The following is a 21,396-nucleotide window of genomic DNA, read 5'->3' as shown; positions in this document are numbered from 1 at the left end:
TGTTTACGGTTTTTGACTGGTGCCATTGCGACGATTAGGCTGTGTGTCTTGCTGAAGACGTGGGTTTGTTATGTTTCTATTTATAACATAATTAGAATGTAGGTAGCGATTTTATTCGTCATAATCCTTAAATTATTGAAGGATTATGACTGATTGTTTGATATTAACGCTCCTCGAGCCAAGGGCTAATAAGCTTAGGTTTGTGGCTAAATGATACTTGAGATAACTGTTCGATTGTTTTAGAGCCTAAATGAAACTGTTTTCCAATATAAACTTGAATATCATCAATCGTCACTTGTGTTGGTTCATCAAATTCAATATTTACCCCTGTAATGGGTTGATAAAAATATTTCATTGGAAAACCTTGAAGACTTTTTAATAATCTATTCATTTCATTTTGTATTTGCTTCATTTCAGTTGCTTTGTAGCTACTTTTAAGCTGCCTACCTCTAATTTGCATCATGATGCGACAGTCTCTGGCATTACCTTCAATATCCATATTGATCAGCGCCCTATCTCTCTTCAATTGAGCATCAAAAGGCAAATATAATTGTTGATCATCATTATAGGTTAAAGGATAAATGTGTTTCTCTGTCGCAATGTTGCCACTTTTAATTCGACATAATGTCTTATTTGGAACTAAAAAAGCCATTTCAATTAATTGAAAATGGCCCAAGTTTACTTTTTTTAATCGTTGATAAAAACCTTGATACTCCAGTGAGAATGGTGCCGCAAACACACTCATTTGAACGAATATCAGGCAACTCAATAATAAACGTGTTGGTATAATACATTTAGACAGCAGGTTTGTGTTCATAATTTTCCACTAAATACTTTTTATTATGTTTCAATAAACTTAATAGCTCATTGATATATGCTTGTTGACGCTCAGAGTAATTAACTAATCCATAGACTAATTGATTTGCCGTTGGCACCTTCCCTTGAGCCCGCAAATCAGTCCTAATTTTACGAAGTAGCTGATAAGCGGCATTTGTATTTAAATTTCTCATATAGGCAGCAACAGATCCCTCAACACTTGAAAAAACAGCCACTTCATGAGAAAGGCCTTGAGTTCTCGATCTCGGCACTAAACCACAGCCTTTTTTATAACACCATTGTCCAAAAAAGTTAAAGCCTTCCCTCGCAAAACGTGAACTCCCCCAGCCTGATTCTTTAGCTGCTTGAATAAGCACAAGGGGTTCAGGGATCGTATCCACCCTTTCTAATAAGGTATTAATGATTGCCGGATTTAAACTTCGCAGAGTAAATTGATATTTTTCTGTTATCTGATTTAACCTAAACTCTTCAGCAGCAGTAAGCTCCCTATCTTGCAAAAGCTCAGAACGAATAGAGAATAAAAACAAACGCTCATCACTAATGATCGCATTTTGCTGATGCACTAACGGCTTTAAATAATCAAAAAAAGCTCTTTTTTTCTCACTGATCGTCCCTAATTTAGCAAAATCTGGGACTTTGGAAGCTGGCATGATATTTTTTTCAAGATGTTGACTCCCCACTTCTTGGGTTAACAGTGAAGGGATCACCATGAGGCGCACTATAATAAACAAAATAATGACACAGCCCAATACAATTGTAATACGTCCAAGTTTTCCTGTTTTCACCACAACTCCTTACTTAACTTAGGGCTCGTTGATCTTTAGTCATGATTTTTACATCAGTTAGTGGCTCCGTAATAAACGCAAAGTTTGTCCCTATAGCTATTCTATTGTTTCATTTTTTAGCCGCTTAGTTTAAAGATAGGGCTTAGGCCACTAAGTATTAATCCTCCAGCCGCGATTAAAACACGTTTATCTCGAACATCATTAACCACTAAAGATCAACAGACCCTAACCTATTTCATTAATAAATAGACAAACACAGCCCATTATATGCTAGCTTAGTGAAGATTACATCGCTAAAACATCGAACAAACATGTATAATGTGTTTTCTTTATGTTTTAAAAACAACTTAAACACACAAAAGGCTTGGCATTCATGAAACATAATGCACTCAATCGCTTTAATCATGTTGTCGCTATTGGTGGAGGTCACGGACTGGGGCGTGTCCTATCATCTCTTTCTTTTTTAGGCGACCGCCTCACAGGGATCGTCGCAACAACTGATAATGGTGGCTCTACTGGCCGTCTTCGCGCCGACCAAGATTGTATTGCTTGGGGAGATTTACGCAATTGCCTCTCTGAATTAGCAGAACGTCCTTCAATGGGAACGTTATTATTTGAATATCGATTTACAGGGGAAATGGAATTATCAGGACATAATTTAGGCAATCTTATTTTACTCGCTCTGGATGAATTATGTGTCCGACCACTAGAAGCCGTCAATTTAATTCGTCGATTACTTAAGATAGAAACAAAAGTGATCCCGATGTCTGAGCACCCCACACACCTTGTTGCGATAGAAGCATCTGGAAATCGTGTTTTAGGTGAGTTAAATGTTGATAATATGGCTGATACACCTATTGCTCTATCACTCGAACCTCAAGTATCTGTTACCGCAGAAGCTTGCGAGGCCGTGAAAGAAGCTGAACTGATCATATTAGGCCCAGGTAGTTTTTTAACCAGTATCATGCCACCTCTTTTATTACCACAATTTGCTGAGGCGCTCACCCAATCAAACGCTGAGATTATTCTTATTGATAATCTCACCAAAGAACCATCACCAATAAGTAATTGCAATATAAAAGATAAGTTAGAATGGTGTCATCAATTACTCGGTATTAAAATTGTCGATAAAGTGCTTTGTCACGCTAACATTCCTACGCAAAAACACAATACTTATTTTTACCCACTAAGAAGTAAACATCATGTCGGCTTACATGACAGATTAGCCTTAGTTGATGCGCTGTCTAACATGGTCAGTATTAAAGATAGAACCTCACAAGCCTCTTAACTTTTTATCATTATCACAACTAAAAGCCATTAGCCCATCAATTTGAGTCAATCTATAGACTCAAATTGGGCCAATTTACCATTTGAAGCGTTTGGGCGACTCATTTTAATCTTGTGTAAAAACATTTTCACCACAAAAATGCCCCCTCACATTAGAAACAATGTTACTTACCTATACCCACCTTTATGCTTCATAAAGCAAACAATTACCCATTAATTTCATGAAAGAAACAAATTTTTAAGAAATTATTTTTCTATACCTCAAAAATATTCACTTTTGAAGTAAACTGTATTATAAGAGATTAAGCATTCACCTTGAATACTCTCACAAGAAATAGCACACCATTATGAAAGCGCTTATCACGATACTGATTTCTCTCTTAGCCGCCTGGGGATTATTTCATTTTAAATCCATTTTGGGTATTTTCTTATTTCCACTCTTTCTCATTTTGGTTCTTTTTATCACATTACAATTATTTCGAATGATGGAAAAAGACGATAAGGATCAAGATGCATAATTCAGTTTATAATTCTAAAATATGATAAAAAAAACATCCGTATTTACATGCAAACTGGCCAGTGCCATCCTATTAACGAGTATGTTCACTGTCCCAGCCCTTGCAAAAGAATCGTTATCAGCACAAATTAACAAGATTATACCCATTAGCTCACAAACTGCCGTGTGGGTACAAGAGATCGCATCAAATACTCAATCTCATTCGTCAGTGTTATTTAAAAAAAATACTCGCCAATATTTTCTCCCTGCAAGCACAATGAAGCTGCTTACTGCTGTTGCAGCGAATTCCTATTTTGGTGCTGACTTTACCTTTAAAACGGTTATTTATAGCAATGCCCCCATTATTCAAGGAAAGCTCAATGGCGACCTCTTCATTGCTTTTGATGGCGATCCTAGCCTAACGCAGCAGGATGTCTATTTACTATTTGAAGCCGTTAAAAAAATGGGGCTGACAACAATCACTGGCGATGTTTATTTAGTCAGTAAAGATGAAAATAAAAATAACTGGCGTGCACCAGGCTGGAGTTGGGAAGATTTACCTTTGTGCTATGCCGCCCCCCTATCTCAATATTCCATTGACCAGAACTGTATTAAAGCCCAATTGACTCCCAATAAAGCCATTGCAGCAGCCCAATTGCACCTTGAACAAGTTATTCCTGTTAATATTACCAGTAACGCTATTTATACACCTAATAACAAAGACTGTGATCTTGAACTCATTCCACTGCCGGATAATCAATTTCACCTCACGGGTTGTTTTTCAAAACCTAATGGACTTAAATTACAGATTGCGATTACCGATCCAAAGCGATATGCAGAGCAAGTTTTGGCCCAAGTCATGTCATCCTTAGGGATCGAACTGAAAGGCCAATTTATCCAAAAAGAGACCCATATTCAGCCTCTCCAACCTCTTGCCACCCATTCATCAGCACCGTTAAGCCAACTACTTGATATCATGCTCTCAGATTCTAATAACTTTATTGCGGACAGTTTAGTTAAGAAGATGGGGCAAAAATACGACGGACAGGATTTATTTAAACAAGGTATAAAAGCATTAAAAGCTGAATTGCGCTTTCTTGGCATTGATTTAAGTCAAGCAACAATCATCGATGGTTCAGGACTTTCTCGATATACCTTAATAACCGCATCACAACTTGCATCTGTACTGCAATTAATCGCTACTGATCATCGATTTCAGTATTTGATCCAAGCGCTACCGATCTCAGGCATTAGAGGTACGCTGCAACATCGCCAGGGCTTTAACTTAAAAAGGCTCAAAGGACGAGTAATAGCAAAAACAGGCACACTAAAAGGCGTGGATAATTTAGCTGGCTTTATTAACACTCAATCAGGTAAACAATTCCTTTTTGTCAGTTTAGAAAATGGGATCTCACCTCCTTCAAAGCAAAATAAACGCCCCGCTTTTAACGTGCGACTCACTGAATTATTAGCCGCCCAATAAAAATAGCCTCTCCTATTTACCACAATAAGTTAAGATACTGACAACAATAAACAAAACTGTCAGTATCTTTGAGGTAATAAAATCGTCCTTAAAATAGTGTTTCAGGCATGGCCATAGTCGCATTATCCCCCACGTTAACTTGACTTAAATGAAAGTCTGCTTTTGCGAGCATTTTATCAAAATAAAATTGCATTAGATGTTGCTTTTGCAACTCAAATTGAGGATCACTATGCCCATTAGCCGCATCGGCCATGGCTAGCCAAAAATAGCCGTACAGGATATAGCCAAAGGCATCTAAGAAGTCCACAGCACAAGCATTCACTAATGCAGGGTAACGGGTTTTATTTTCATTCACTTGTAGCGCACTATCTAATAAGCGACTCAACAATTCAATGACACGTTGCTTATAATGAGGCGCCACCTGAGACATGTTTTCGATATTAGTTTTATGTTCGTCAATAAAGAGTCTTAATGCCACTACATTATCACCAATCACTTTTCGCCCAAGAAAGTCAATTGCTTGAATGCCATTAGTGCCTTCATAAATTTGTGCGATTCGAGTGTCCCTCACTAATTGTTCAATCCCAGTTTCACGAATATAACCATGACCCCCAAAGACTTGTTGACCCAAAATAGCCGCATCCAAACCGCGATCACTTAAAAATGCCTTAGCCACAGGTGTTAATAGACCGACATATTGTTGAGCTTTAATTTGTACTTCCCCTTCAGCATATTTTGCCAAATCAAGTTGTTGCCCGGTATAAACCGATAATGCCCGCCCAGCCTCAGTTAGACATTTTATATTTAACAACATACGCCTGACATCGCCATGTACTATAATAGGATCCTTGTGTTCTTGTCTCGATGCTCCTGCTGCAGCCCCCTGTAAACGCTCTTTAGCATACTCTGATGCCATTTGATAGGCAGCTTGCGATGTACCAAGTCCCTGGATCCCAATCGCTAAACGCTCATAATTCATCATAGTAAACATGCATGCTAAACCGCGATTAGGCTCACCAATCAAATACCCTTTCGCATTATCAAAATTCATGACACAAGTTGATGACGCCTTAAGACCCATTTTATGCTCAATGGCGCCCACTGTAACACCATTTTCGTTAGCAAGTTGTCCATTCATATCTAAAGCAATCTTAGGGACTAAAAATAATGAAATCCCTTTTGATTCAGGTAGTTTGGCTAACACTAAGTGGATGACATTTTCAGTTAAATCATGATCACCACCTGTAATGAAAATTTTGCTACCATTAATGTGATAACTCCCGTCCTCTTGTGGAATGGCTTTAGTACGGATCCCTTTTAAGTCTGAACCCGATTGTGGTTCAGTCATCCCCATCGCTCCAGCCCATTCTCCACTGTACAAAGGTGGTAAATAAGTATTCTTGAGCGCATCACTTCCGTGGGCATGAATGCATAATGCCGCTCCAGCGGTTAATGAACCATATAGAGTAAATGCGTTTGAAGCACTATAAGCCATCTCATCGACCAACACCCCTAACATCTTTGGCATTCCCATGCCTCCAAAATCAGGATCACCACATAAACCTATCCAGCCACCTTCAGCATATTCTTTATATACCGTTTTAAAGCCTTCAGGAGTAATAACTTTATTGCCTTCATGAATAACACCTTGCTCATCACCACTGCGATTGATGGGGTGAATTAAATCTCGGCTAATTTTGCTGGCCTCATTTAAAATGGCAAAAGCGGTATCAATATCAACCGTATCGGCCATGGCTGGCAATGAGCGCCAGGTTTTTTGGGCGTTAAAGACTCGCTCAAGTAAAAATTGCATATCTGCTAAAGGGGCGCTATATGGGTTCATGACAACATTCTCAAACGTTAGATTAAAACAGTTGTTTTAATTTATAACAAATTGAGCAGAAAATGAAAGATATTTTTTACAAATGGATAAAAATAGCATCAATGACACAGTTGAATTTTATCCCCAATAGCCCCCAAGTCATGTAATGCCGGCATTTTTATTAATATCAAAGTGAATTTTTGCCTCATGGCCAGCAAAAAGGTATAGAAGTAGAACACAAATAAAGGCCAAAATGTTGGTCTGATGATAGCGCTTTAACGAGAATGAACATTAAATAGAAAATAGAAAATAGGCTCAGCATAAAGAATGCTGAGCCTTAAAAAAACAGTCTATTTACCCCTTTAATGAAAAAACAATAATCTGAAAATCACATTAAATTATCATCTTCATCAGGGCGTTGCGACATTTTATCCGAGGAATGGTCCTCCAAGCCAGTACTGTCATCCATGACATCTATCGCCGTATCCGTTCCATCAGCATGCGTCCAACTTTGTTCTTGCTCTCTTGGAATATCAATACCTTGCTCAATTTCAGGATGACGAGGGTCAAGGGCATACTCTTCACTGACCTTGATATTCACATCACCACCGGCCTCCTGTATCGGTTTATCATATTCATCGAACCCTTGAAAGTGAATATCAACATCACCATGGAATGCCTCACCAAAGTGAATGCCAATAGATTGAGAGAGATCCCCTGCCATCAATACATCACCATCGGGTTGGGGCAATCCACCTAAAATGATCGCATCTTCAGGTAAATGGGAAATCAATACATGATCTACCGCTTCATGGTGAGCCATAATATCTTCAGGCATAGCCACTCGTACGTCGCCACCTGGTGCAGCAGTAATTTCAGCACTCACTTCTACATTTTCTGAAGGCTCAGACACTTCATCAGACAACACATGCTCTGCCTCATCCACTTTTTCAGTAGTAGGTGCCGCCCCATCAAGTCCCTCCACCTCTGAAAAACTCTCTGTTGCAGCTAAATGATATACTGGAACATTGAACAATACTTGCTGAGTCTCAATCACATCATCATTTAATGTTGAAACTTCTAAGTTTAATTTTCCATCAAAATCCTTATCTGACCAAAAATGATGGGTACCATCTCCATTATTAATAATGGTTCCATGTCCCTCAAGATAGTCCACTCCCATGATGGTCTCTGCTGAATCTAATCCCAGTTGATGCGTAATATGACTTTGTTCTATCAGCACAGCGCCATCATCATCCATTAACAACGATGTTTCTGTAGAAGTAGGGAGAACTTCGACATTGAAATAACTTTCAATGCTATTCTCACCATCCGATGCCACAAAGGCAACATGTGCCTCTCCGACAAACCCTTTCTCAGGGATAAACTGATAACCTCTATCGCCCTGTTCTTCTAACATTCCCTTTCCAGAAGAAAGAAACACAGATTGTATCTCAAGATCATCCTTATCAGATAATTGATCCAACATATCCGCCTTTGTAAAAAATAATGTATTGCCTTCTTCTAACTCTGCGGTCTCAATACGCTCCACTATTGGCGCTTGGTTATGACCATTATCACCCGTCACAGCAATAGAACTTTGCGCATCATGTAACATTCCATTTTGTTCAACCAAGTACACAATATCCAGCTCCCCCATGAAGCCCTCTACCGGCGTTACCGTCCAAGTACCATCCCCATTGTCCTTAATCTCACCTTGATTAGGTTTAGCAAAACTGACCATATGTACATCTCCCTCTCCTTTAGCATCAAAAGAGTCTGACATTTCTAACAATTCAGCATCAGTGAGTAATAAGGATTCATTTGACCCCATGTGAAAATCCCCTGTTGACACAGATGGTTGTGCTGATGCGGGTTGTGAAGCTTCCTCACCATAATCAACCGTTGTTGCAGATACGGTCAAAACAAAATTACCTGAATAGTTTTCTGGCGGGGTTAATGCTAGCTGCTCAATATCCCATGTTGTGACATTAATTGCTTGTCCTGGCACAGTGATGGTGATCAGAGAGGTGCCATCAGAGACTTCAAAACCGACAGGGAACCCAGTTATCATTACATTACATAAGGTTTCTGAACTATCAATCATCGACATGTTTATGCCTAACAATCCAGTACTGTCCTCATCAAATACTAAGGGGCCTTTATGAGCCGTGGTGATCACGGCACCATCAGCAACTGGACGTATATAGACAGGAAAATCTAGCGCGGTTTCAAATTCACCATCACTGACAATCACTTGCAAATCAGATGTACCTGCGAAATGAGGTGATGGATTAAAGGTCCAACTTCCATCATTATTATTAACCAATTCACCTCCTTCTTCTCCCTCTTGAGTAATAATGCGAGAAACCACTAATTTTTCTGTATCAATATCACTAAATAAATTCAATACATCAGATTCACGAAAAGTAAATGCGCTATCTTCTTTAGTCGTAAACTGTGCATTACCATTAATGAAAGGTTCATCGTTAACGGGGATAATATCAACATTTAACGAACCATCAGTTACGTCAATACCATCCGATACTTGATAACCTAATTCTATCAACCCATTAAAATTAGGGGGCGTTAGTAGATGATACATACCATCGTTTTGAAGCTGCAACGTCGCATTTTCAGGATGTCTGATTGTGATCCCTTCAAGCGTAACATGCTCACTATCACTGTCTGTGACCTCCCTAAGAATATGCTTGGGATTGATAATAACCAAGTTATCTTCTTTACCATCAATGGTAAGAGCGGGTGCTGTTGGCGCATCATTAATGGGCTCAACAGTAAAGCGAACATGACCATGATCGGATAACCCCCCGTCATCCGTCACTGTGATGTCTAACTCAACACTCCCACTCCAATCAGCCTTAGGGATAAACTGATAACCCCCTCCTTCCAACTTCAAAAGTTCACCATCATTGTGATGATAAGATACATCCGTTACTTTAACGACATCACTATCCACATCTGTAACATGTTTTAAAATATCAGCGTCATGTAACATAAAGCTTCCGTCTTCACCAATACTGGGCTTAAACAACGTTTTATCATTGCCTACTTGTATATCATCAACACTAATATGTTGCGATTCAAGATCATAAACTGTCGTTATTTGAGTGTCCGTTAATGCTTCATCATATACTTTAGCCTCATCAATAACGCCATTAAAATCTTCTGCATCATCCCACCGCTGGTGCTCTGTTGAAGAATGCCCTCCAACGGTCCAATTTCCGCCACTTCCTTCATAAGTGATTGGAGACGTTAATGTCAACTCGCCGTTCACATACAAATTCACTTCGTCATTAGCCGTATCATACACCGCTGTTAGCTGTGTCATTTCATCTGTTGGTAACTTATCGGGTAAACTCACGACCCCAGAACCAGTATAAACCGCCGCACGGCCATTATCGGCCAGTAAACTAAAATCATAGCCCATGTCGTCACCACAAATAATCATTTCACGGCCCGAAGAACCCTCATCTGGCCGTACCCAAGCCATTAATGTATAGGATGTCTCACCGGTTTGATCTGAGTCGACTCCGCTATCAATTTGCGCTTCGCCGTCGCCAAATAATTGAGCCTCACCGACAATGCCTTCGACTCCACTTAAATTAAAATCGACTATCGGTTCTGGTAAATCATAAACTTGCCCCTGTATTACGGGGGCATCATTTACGGGTGCAAGGTCAATCGTCACCGTTGCAGTATCTTCTAGGCCATCGTCATCCACCACCACATAATCAAACGTTGCAATACCAAAATAATCTAACTCTGGCTCAAATAGAAATCCGTCTGCTGTCAAGGTTACATGGCCATGAGTATCAGGTGTCATATTGACATCTATCACCGTTAATTCAGTACTGTCCACATCGTAGTCATTATGTAGTACGGTATCAAATCTTAATAATTGTGTCCGATCTTCTTCTCCAACGAAGTGATCATCCGTTGCATCCGGTCTATCATTGACAGGATGAAACATAATGGCAATTGATTCTGTTGTAGTGGCACTATCACCATTAGCCTCCTCGGTTGAGGTCGCAGAGATGTTCATGTGAACAAGACCGGTAAAATCATCATCTGGGATAAGCTCTAATCCAACTAAGTTTTCTTGAGATAAAATCCAAACACCATCACCTTGATTTACGCCTGATGATAATGTAATAGTCTCTGGTACATCTGAAAAAGTAATATCACTTAAATGTTCAGAACCATCAATATCGGTCAGCATTGCCGTTATATCCAACGCTAAAGCAACATCTTCTGTTGCCAAAATCTGGTTCGTATCCACATGGGCAGCCATCATAATATTATCAATCCCTAAAGCTTCATCACTCTCTGGACCATTCAACTGAGCATTAAAGCCCAACTGCAGCATACCGGTATCTTGATTAACTGGTACCGTCAGGGTAAATTCATGGGATTGACTCGAATCACGTGTATCGGTCCAACCCGAGCTTGAATCATTCAAATTTGCTCGAATACCATCCTCACCATGTACAACTTGACCGACCACGTCCCCATTTGGCCCAACTAATGGCGTCAACTCATTTTCATATTCGCGCTCTTCTTTTGCATGATAAATATGTGATAAATCAATACGAGTGAATGGCTCACCATCAATATAGACAGCAAAAGTTTCATTATCCCAGGAACCAATTTCATGCATATCAAAGCGAATATCGACCTTATCGACCCCATGAGGCACTTCATAATCTTTTGTAATCACATCATGTGTATTATCACCATCAAAGGCACCTAACATATTACCAGAATCCATATTACCACTATCACGTACAGACTCATTCCAACCTTCATTACCTGATTCAAAATCTTCATTCACGAAAACTAACATTTCGTTGATTTGTAACGTATCATTACCAATACTAATTTCCGGTGCATCGGCTTGGGGCACTACATTCACTATCACTTGCGCTTTATCCGTGCCTCCTTGTTCATCAGAGACAACATATTCAAACACAGCTTCACCTGAGTAGTCTCGCTCAGGAATAAACACCACGTCGCCAGCATCATCCAGATAAGCCTTACCATGAGTATTCGGCCCAATATTCACATCGATAATATGCAATTGATCTTTATCCACATCAAAATCATTCGCTAACAAGTCATTCGCGTGAAACACTGTTATTGCATCTTCTTGTATTTCGACTCGGTCATGATGGGCAATCACAGGATCATTTTCAGGTGTCACCTTCATCGTCACTTTTGCCGTATCAAAGCTCTCATGGCCATCCGTCACCACATACTCAAACACCGCCTCACCAAAAAAATCTTTCTCAGGAATAAACACCACATCACCAAACTCATTAAGGAACACTTCACCGTGAGTGTGAGGGCCATGAAACACTTCAGCAATGTATAATTTATCGCCATCGGTGTCTTCATCATTGCTCAATAAATCTTTGGCTTTAAACACGGTTGTTTTATCTTCTTGCACCTCGACCCAATCATGGTGAGCAATCACAGGATCGTTCTCAGGAGAAACATTGACTATGACTTTAGCTGTATCGAAACTATTGTGACCATCAGTCACGGTATATTCAAAATGAGCAGGACCATGATAATCAGGAGCAGGTGTGAACAATATATTCCCATGTTCATCGATATGCACCTCACCATGAGTCTCTTCTGTTGCACGAACTTCCACAATAGTCAGCACATCACCATCTATATCTGAATCATTCTTAAGAAGATCATCAGGAGATAATCTGAGTAACTTATCTTCGGCCGTCGTTATGGGAGCTTCACCTCCCTCTAAGGTGCTAGCAATTAACTCTTCGGTTAAAAGGACAGGATTAAGATGAGAGCTTTGCAAGGTTAAAGAGGTGGAATTAATCTCTTCCGTCCCATCAGAGTGAATAGTCGTTAAATTAAGATCCTGAACAAGTGTATTTTCTATTGTCATATTCGTGACAGTAAAACTACCGGTATGGCCATCATTTTCAACCCGAATATCAAAACTCGTTACAGGTTTATCCGTCTCAAAACTATAAACATTATCGAGTCCACCACCATTATCCTCATTACCATAACTACTTTGAATATCAATTACATTTCCTTCTTGATCATAAGCAGTAATCACAACCGGATCACTGCCACTTGTACTTTTTGAGAAAAACTTACCCAGACCACCACAACAAAATGTGACAGCATTTGCTTTCATACCAGAGATATCAATTGACATAAATTCATTTTGATCAGTGCCAAAACGACCAGCGCCTCCTATACCCGTTCCAGCATGACTAGGATCTCCTGCATTCGGGTTCCAAACATCTAAGGTATCTCCATGCATCGTTGTGGTTATCGTGATATCCCCCTGTGTATAAACAAGACTATTTCCTTCTTGCGTTCCCCAATCGCTCAAACTGGCTAAACCATCAAATTCATCAGTCTCTATATTTTCATCAAAAGAACCTAACTGAAGCGCATTTGACTGCTCTAAAATCATATCCTCATCAGGAGTAAACTGTATTTCTGTTTGAGCACTGTATTCCACTCCAACTTTCATATCAGCCCACTGCCCCTGAAGATCCTTATATTGCATCGAACCAAAATCAAGGGGTTCATCTAGGCGGATCATGGGTTCGGCATTCATTGTATAATCATCACGCGCAATCACAGGATCATTTTCAGGTGTCACTAGAACGGTCACCATGGCACTGTCTAGACTGTCATTTCCATCTGAAACTGTATATTCAAACACCGCTTTCCCAAAAAAATCTTTCTCAGGAATAAATACCACATCACCAAATTCATTCACATAAGCTTCACCATGGGTTTCAGGACCCACATGCACATCCGTAATACGCAGGTAATCATTATCCGCATCATAGTCATTGCCTACTAAATCTTTTGCACTAAAGACCGTAATATGATCTTCTTTCGCCCCAACCTGATCGTCTTTTGCAATAACGGGATCATTTTCAGGACTGATGTATACATTGACCGAAGCACTATCATGACTGCCCCTTCCATCCGATACCGTATATTCAAACACCGCTTCCCCAAAGTAATTGGCCTCAGGTGTGAACACCACATCCCCGGATTCATTCACATAAGCTTTACCATGGGATTCCGGCCCCACTTTCACCTCTGTAATAGTGAGTTTGTCATTATCTACATCAAAATCATTGGCCAATAATTCTTTCGCGGTAAACACCGTTTGCACATCTTCTTTCGTTTCAACCCAATCATCTTTTGCAATAACGGGATCATTTTCTTCTGTTATTCGAATGGTTACCTTCGCGGTATCTTGACTCCCCGCATAATCTTTGACCGTATATTCAAACACTGCGTCACCAAAATAATGCGCTTCAGGAATAAACACTACATCACCAAATTCATTCACATAAGCATCACCATGGGTTTCTGGACCCACATGCACATCCGTAATATGCAAATGTTCGCTATCCACATCAAAATCATTACCCAATAACTCATTTGCTCTAAAGACCGTAATATGATCTTCTTTCGCCTCAACACTATCGTCTTTAGCAATAACAGGATCGTTTTCTTCACTGATGTATACATTGACCGAAGCACTATCATGACTGCCCCTTCCATCCGATACCGTATATTCAAACACCGCTTCCCCAAAGTAATTGGCCTCAGGTGTGAACACCACATCCCCGGATTCATTCACATAAGCTTTACCATGGGATTCCGGCCCCACTTTCACCTCTGTAATAGTGAGTTTGTCATTATCTACATCAAAATCATTGGCCAATAATGCTTTCGCGGTAAACACCGTTTGCACATCTTCTTTCGTTTCAACCCAATCATCTAAGGCAATAACGGGATCATTTTCTTCTGTTATTCGAATGGTTACCTTCGCGGTATCTTGACTCCCCGCATAATCTTTGACCGTATATTCAAACACTGCGTCACCAAAATAATGCGCTTCAGGAATAAACACTACATCACCAAATTCATTCACATAAGCATCACCATGGGTTTCTGGACCCACATGCACATCAGTAATACGCAAGTAATCATGATCTGCATCAAAATCATTACCCAATAACTCATTTGCTCTAAAAACAGTAATATGATCTTCTTTCGCCTCAACACTATCGTCTTTAGCAATAACAGGATCGTTTTCTTCACTGATATATACATTGACCGAAGCACTATCATGACTGCCTCTTCCATCCGATACCGTATATTCAAACACCGCTTCCCCAAAGTAATTGGCCTCAGGTGTGAACACCACATCCCCGGATTCATTCACATAAGCTTTACCATGGGATTCCGGCCCCACTTTCACCTCTGTAATAGTGAGTTTGTCATTATCTACATCAAAATCATTGGCCAATAATGCTTTCGCGGTAAACACCGTTTGCACATCTTCTTTCGTTTCAACCCAATCATCTAAGGCAATAACGGGATCATTTTCTTCACTCACCCTTATAGTGACAGTCGCACTGTCTTGGCTTCCAGCCCCATCAGACACCGTATATTCAAATACCGCTTTCCCAAAATAATGCTCTTCAGGAATAAACACTACATCACCAAATTCATTCACATAAGCATCACCATGGGTTTCTGGGCCCACATGCACATCAATAATACGCAAGTAATCATGATCTGCATCAAAATCATTACCCACCAGCTCTTTTGCACTAAAAACAGTAATATGATCTTCTTTCGCCTCAACACTATCGCCTTTAGCAATAACAGGATCGTTTTCTGGGGTAACAAGCACGGTGACAGTGGCTTTATCGGTACTGCCAGCCCCATCGGACACTGTATACTTAAATACTGCTTCACCAAAAAAGTCCTTCTCAGGAATAAATACAACATCGCCCGCTTTATCTAAATAAGCTTGGCCATGAGTCTGCGGACCCGTTTCCACATCGATAATATGCAATTGATCTTTATCCACATCAGAATCATTGGCCAATAATTCTTTAGCGGTGAACACGGTTTTACTGTCTTCTTGTGTTTCAACTTTATCCGCTTTAGCAATCACAGGATCGTTTTCTGGCGTAACAAGAACCGTGACCATCGCACTATCGGTACTGCCTGCGTCATCAGACACCGTATACTTAAACACTGCCTCACCAACAAAGTCTTTCTCTGGAATAAATACCACATCCCCTGCTTTATCTAAATACGCTTCGCCATGGGTCTGCCGTCCCGTTTCTACATCGATAATATGTAATTGATCTTTATCCACATCAAAATCATTAGCTAATAATTCTTTCGCAGTAAATACCGTTTGCACATCTTCTTTCGTTTCGACCCAATCGGCTTTGGCAATCACAGGATCGTTTTCTGGGGTAACAAGGACTGTAACTGTGGCTTTATCAGTACTGCCTGCAAGATCAGACACTGTATATACAAACTCCGCCTCACCAAAAAAGTCCTTTTCCGGTATAAACACCACATTTCCCGCTTCATTTAAATAAGCTTGGCCATGAGCCTGCGGACCCGTCTCCACATCGGTAATATACAATTGATCTTTATCCACATCAGAATCATTGGCCAATAATTCTTTCGCGGTGAACACGGTTTTACTGTCTTCTTGTGTTTCAACGTTATCCGCTTTAGCAATCACAGGATCGTTTTCTGCACTCACATACACAGTAACCATCGCACTATCGGTACTGCCAGCCCCATCAGACACCGTATACTCAAACGTTGCCTCACCAAAAAAGTCCTTTTCTGGAATAAATACGACATCGCCCGCTTTATCTAAATATGCTTCGCCATGGGTCTGTCGTCCAGCTTCCACCTCTGTGATAATCAGCTTGTCATTATCCATATCGAAATCATTAGCTAATAATGCTTTCGCAGGAAATACCGTCAGAGTATCTTCACTGGTTTCTACCCAATCGGCTTTGGCTATTACCGGATCATTTTCTGGGGTAACAAACACGGTAACAGTGGCTTTATCAGTACTACCTGCAAGATCAGACACTGTATATACAAACTCTGCCTCACCAAAAAAGTCCTTCTCAGGAATAAAAACCACATTTCCCGCTTCATTTAAATAAGCTTGGCCATGAGTCTGTGGGCCAGTCTCCACATCGATAATATACAATTGATCTTTATCCACATCAGAATCATTGACCAATAATTCTTTCGCGGTGAACACGGTTTTACTGTCTTCATGTGTTTCAACCTTATCGGCTTTGGCAATCACTGGATCGTTTTCTGCACTCACATACACAGTGACCATCGCACTATCGGTACTGCCAGCCCCATCAGACACCGTATACTCAAAGACTGCCTCACCAAAAAAGTCTTTTTCTGGAATAAACACCACATCCCCTGCTTTATCTAAATAGACTTCTCCATGGCTATGGGGACCCGTATCCACTCCTGTGATATGCAACTTATCACCATCAAGATCAAAATCGTTGGCCAATAATTCTTTAGCGGTAAATAAGGCCGTTTGGTCTTCATGTGCATCAGCCCAATCGTCTTTCGCAATCACAGGATCATTTTCTGGGGTAACAAGGACTGTAACACTGGCTTTATCGGTACTGCCTGCACCATCAGACACCGTATATACAAACTCTGCCTCACCAAAGAAGTCCTTCTCAGGAATAAAAACCACATCTCCTGCTTTATCTAAATAGACTTCGCCATGGCTATGGGGACCCGTATCCACTCCTGTGATATACAACTTATCACCATCAAGATCAAAATCGTTGGCCAATAATTCTTTAGAAGCGAAAATGGTCTCAATATCTTCACGTGCACCCACCACGTCATCTTCAGCAATGACGCCATCATTCACAGGTTTAACATTCAAATAAACCGTTGCAGTATCAACACTCCCCTGTCCATCGCTAACGGTATAATCAAAATTCGTTTGGCCATTAAAATTGGGTGCTGGCATAAATACAATTTGTCCATGAGAATCGATATGCACTTCACCAAAAGTATCATCGGTTGCATGCACTTCAACAATCGTTAATACATCACCATCAATATCAAAATCATTTCGAAGTAATTCATCAGGACTCAAAATAAAACCAGTGTCTTCAGGAACGGTAAAAGGTGAGGTCTCGATGGATGGATCAACATAGATAAGCTGTTCGGTTAAATTTAAGGGGACATCGGCATTTTCATGTTTAAGATCAAGATGCACAACATTTTGTACTTCACTGCCATCTCCTTGTATCGTAGTCATTTTGACTTCATCTGCCGCTGTTCTTGATACTGTCATACTTTGTACGACATAGGTTCCATCTCCCCCTTTTGTTCCTAAAATGAAATGATCAACAGGTCTATCAGTTGTAAAATGATATTCATCATATTCTGTTCCTGAATCTCTATAATCTCCTTGAGTATCAATGATATTACCATCAGTATCATATGCCCTAATCATCACTTCAGTTGCATGTGAGCTATCTTTATCAAAATAACTACCTAGCCCATCCATAGCAAACGTCACATGATTAACAAAGACATCCTCAATTTTGACAATAAGCTCCTCATTACGACTCAATCCATTTTCAGATTCATTACCAATTCCTGAACCAACATGTCCTTCACCATTCCAAGCCGTCAAGTGTCCTTCTGAGACACTTGTGATAATTTTTGCACCATCAGTGGTTTCAAAAACGGCTTTATTTCCCTCAATATTCCCCCAATCGCTAACGTCAGTCGTACCGCTAAACGAACTATTATCATTATTATTATCAAAACTGCCCACTTTAATATCTCGAGTAATTTCTCTTACTTCTTCTACATTTGCCATAAATTGAACTTGTAGATCAGCGGGGTACTCAACCCCTAACTCCATGTTCCTCCATTCTCCATCTTCGAAAAACTGCATGATGCCATACTCCGGCATTTCATCTAATCGAATCATGGGATCACTTAAGGATGTACTGTAATCATCACGTGCTATCACTGGATCGTTTACTGACGCCACATTAATCGTAAACTCATGTGGCAGTGATACCATTTTTCCATCCGATACCGTAAAAATCAGGTTCACCTCACCAAAAAAGTTATCTGTAGGCTCAAAATGTAATAATCCGATATCAATGTCTGTAGCATTCACCACTTGCCCATCACTCACAGGCTCGCCATCTAAAAATATTTGCCCATTACTGGGTAAATGATTCAATGTGATACTTTCCAACACATCGTCTTCATTTTGATCTCTAAAACTAAAATCATCCAAAGTAAAATGATAATGAGTATCTTCATCGATACGCGCTGCTTGATCCATACTTTCAGGTGCATGCTCTCTTGCGTCTACATGGAAACTTTGAATAACAGAAGCTTGATCTTGATTCGCTATTTCTGTGGCTGTTGCTTTAACAGAAATATCTAATTCTCCGCTAAAATCTTGGGGTAACTGAATACTAATATTGTCGCTTATGGCTGTTGTTGGGATCTCAGTTATCCCCGTTTCATCTACCACAATTTCACCGGCGTAAATTTGTTGATTTATCTCTCCCATATCGATACTGAAAGAAAAATCATCGTAGTCACGATCACCTCCCCCCAAGATATCTTCAAATCCAATAACGATTTCTCCATCTGCATTAATGTCAGAACGGGTATGTTTAATATCGTCTGCATTTAACTGAGTGTGGTTGCCGCCATGAAATACAGCATCATCAAACTGCCCTTTAATCACAGTTTCATTACCTGTGTCGTCAATAAAAACTAATTGAGGTGATACAGACTCCACAGTAGCCGGGCTACCATCATCATTTCTAAAAACAAATTCACCAAGGGCAGTATTCAAGCTTTCAATTGCACTGGCCCCATTAGGGATGGTAAAAAGATTAAATGATTCTCCTTCTTGAAGTTCAAAAGAAAAAGCAGACTCTCCTGGTATTAAGTTGCCTCCACTATTCACCGCAGAAGCATTACTGTAAACCAGCTCTACATCGGCAATATGACCTTCTTCATCAACTTTGTAATATCCAATTGAATTTTTAAATCCAGCTCCTTCACCCTCAAAGGTCACGGTCACTGGTGTATCAACAAAAGATTGTAAGCCGTTATCTTGCCCTTGTAATACACTGTCACCATCAAATCTAATCACCGCTCCCTCTGGGATGCCTTCCACAGCCAAAGTTAAGGTTTCAGATAAATCAGTATCTTCTAAAGCAGCATCAATACTAAAATCGATACTATTACTGGGATCAGTTATCAGAGTCGTCCCATCCAAATCTCGACCTTCATCATCCTTAACCATTAAGTCAGGTGAATCAGCAATAGCTTCAACATGGATATTCATGAGTTGTTGAGTAGAGTATTCACCATCAGATACATCAAACAACACTTCAAGTGGTCCACTATAATTTGGATCTGGTACTATCTTATAACTGCCATCATGATTGTCACTTACTTCACCAAACTCGCCAACAGACAAGTTATGTGCAACTAAATGATCCCCTTCTACATCCGTTGCATTATGCAATAATTGTTCTTGACTCAGACACAGATAGCCATCTTCATCCACACTGTATGCTAATGGACCGGAAATAATCGGTGCATCATTAACTTCTGTCACTTGAATATCAATAAATGCTGTCGCAGAGTCTATGCCATCTGTAACAACATAATGTAACTGCAAATCACCCGAAAAATCTTTATTAGGAAAAAAATGATAATCATCTGTCCCTTTAATGGGTTGTAATACACCATGAGGCCCTTCATAGCGTACGGAAATAATCGATAAATCATCACTATCAATATCATTTGAATTGGCAATTAAATATTCAGAGGTAATGACTAATGAACCTTCCTCTTCTATAATGAAAGAAACATCATCCGCTGTTGGCCCATCATTCACATCCTGAACATTCACCGCGATGGTTTGACTTGAAGTGTTTGAGTCAAAATTATCTTCTATATGTGATGTTAACTCTCCTTCCTCTGCAGTATCTTGTACATTAACATCAATGGATTGGGTAGTGGTTTTTGAATCAAAATCATCCTCCTCTTGCTCTTCTCCCTGAAGGTCATTATCACTGAATGCACTCGGAGCAGCCGCGATGCCTTCACTTACATTATTGGCATTTCCCTTAACATCAGGCACAGTACCGGTACTTGAAACAGCCTCAGCGCCGCCTACGGATTGTTGTCCCACAGGCTCATTAGAAGATGACTTAACAGTCTGAGCCTCTTCATCATGATCAGGGCCATCAATAACAGCCGATTGAGCTCCCTTCTCATCTGAAAGCTCCTCTGCATTTTTAGCCCCTCCTTGAACTTCTCCATTCTCGGTTAGATCAGAGTCAACACCTGAGCCCGTTGCACCTTCGCTAAGCTCTTCATTCCTTTTATCAACCTGATCAGCCGCTTCAACAGCTGAAGCAGCAACGCCGGTAACGGTATTGACCTGATTCTTCGCCTCTTCAGGCGAAACCCGCCCCTCATCAGTAACAATTCTTTCTTCTGTATCATTAATATCACTTGGCTCATTGGGTTTCTTAGCCATAATGTCGGCTCCATGCATAGACTCATTATGGCTTTAAGCAAAGACTAGGATGATAGGAAATACAAGGTAGAACGGTATTCAGAATCAAAGAAAGTATTCGTTTTCGAATAAATATCTCCTACATTAGCGCTCTAAGACAATAAGTATGACAATATTTAACAACAAAATTCAGTCATTTTTGAAGATAGTTGTCTGTTAAATCACAATTAAAATAAAAAAAACAAATGTGATTTA

At 40.1% G+C, this 21,396-nt stretch carries 7 protein-coding genes; 3 read left to right on the top strand and 4 right to left on the bottom strand.

From position 1 onward, the window contains the following. Window positions 1-163: 163 nt before the first annotated feature. Both Q0976_RS18440 and Q0976_RS18435 read right to left on the bottom strand, forming a co-directional pair. On the bottom strand, window positions 164-817 hold the full coding sequence (locus tag Q0976_RS18440; protein WP_299495346.1) for a DUF2987 domain-containing protein: 654 nt from the start codon (window positions 815-817) through the stop codon (window positions 164-166). After that, window positions 795-1,622: a glucosaminidase domain-containing protein gene (locus tag Q0976_RS18435; protein WP_299495345.1), complete on the bottom strand. Its 828-nt coding sequence runs from the start codon at window positions 1,620-1,622 to the stop codon at window positions 795-797. Before Q0976_RS18435 ends, Q0976_RS18440 begins: the two co-directional genes overlap by 23 nt. 373 nt (window positions 1,623-1,995) lie before the next feature. Here Q0976_RS18435 and yvcK point away from each other — a divergent pair, with 373 nt between their 5' ends. From yvcK to dacB, 3 genes are all read left to right on the top strand, one after another. Then, window positions 1,996-2,910: a uridine diphosphate-N-acetylglucosamine-binding protein YvcK gene (yvcK, locus tag Q0976_RS18430; RefSeq protein ID WP_299495344.1), complete on the top strand. Its 915-nt coding sequence runs from the start codon at window positions 1,996-1,998 to the stop codon at window positions 2,908-2,910. A 346-nt stretch (window positions 2,911-3,256) separates the two neighbouring features. Continuing rightward, a complete protein-coding gene (locus tag Q0976_RS18425) occupies window positions 3,257-3,427 on the top strand; it encodes a hypothetical protein (RefSeq protein WP_299495343.1) in 171 nt (56 codons plus the stop codon). A 21-nt stretch (window positions 3,428-3,448) separates the two neighbouring features. Beyond that, window positions 3,449-4,888, top strand: a complete 1,440-nt coding sequence (gene dacB / locus Q0976_RS18420) for a D-alanyl-D-alanine carboxypeptidase/D-alanyl-D-alanine-endopeptidase (protein ID WP_299495342.1) — start codon at window positions 3,449-3,451, stop codon at window positions 4,886-4,888. A gap of 88 nt (window positions 4,889-4,976) precedes the next feature. Here dacB and Q0976_RS18415 read toward each other — a convergent pair whose 3' ends face one another. Together Q0976_RS18415 and Q0976_RS18410 are read right to left on the bottom strand one after the other, a co-directional pair. Further along, window positions 4,977-6,731: an acyl-CoA dehydrogenase family protein gene (locus tag Q0976_RS18415; RefSeq protein ID WP_299495341.1), complete on the bottom strand. Its 1,755-nt coding sequence runs from the start codon at window positions 6,729-6,731 to the stop codon at window positions 4,977-4,979. Window positions 6,732-7,098: 367 nt separating this feature from the next. Further along, a complete protein-coding gene (locus Q0976_RS18410) occupies window positions 7,099-21,162 on the bottom strand; it encodes a tandem-95 repeat protein (RefSeq protein ID WP_299495340.1) in 14,064 nt (4,687 codons plus the stop codon). Between the last annotated feature and the right edge of the window lie 234 nt (window positions 21,163-21,396).

The sequence above is a fragment of the uncultured Shewanella sp. genome, assembly GCF_947501665.1.
Taxonomy (GTDB): domain Bacteria; phylum Pseudomonadota; class Gammaproteobacteria; order Enterobacterales; family Shewanellaceae; genus Shewanella.
This window is presented reverse-complemented; position numbering and strand designations above follow the sequence as displayed.

Excerpts from the sequence above, each read along its gene's own strand:
- Q0976_RS18425 (WP_299495343.1), top strand. The coding sequence starts at position 3,257 with ATGAAAGCGCTTATCACGATACTGATTTCTCTCTTAGCCGCCTGGGGA.
- Q0976_RS18440 (WP_299495346.1), bottom strand. The coding sequence starts at position 817 with ATGAACACAAACCTGCTGTCTAAATGTATTATACCAACACGTTTATTA.
- yvcK (WP_299495344.1), top strand. The coding sequence starts at position 1,996 with ATGAAACATAATGCACTCAATCGCTTTAATCATGTTGTCGCTATTGGT.
- dacB (WP_299495342.1), top strand. The coding sequence starts at position 3,449 with ATGATAAAAAAAACATCCGTATTTACATGCAAACTGGCCAGTGCCATC.
- Q0976_RS18415 (WP_299495341.1), bottom strand. The coding sequence starts at position 6,731 with ATGAACCCATATAGCGCCCCTTTAGCAGATATGCAATTTTTACTTGAG.
- Q0976_RS18410 (WP_299495340.1), bottom strand. The coding sequence starts at position 21,162 with ATGGCTAAGAAACCCAATGAGCCAAGTGATATTAATGATACAGAAGAA.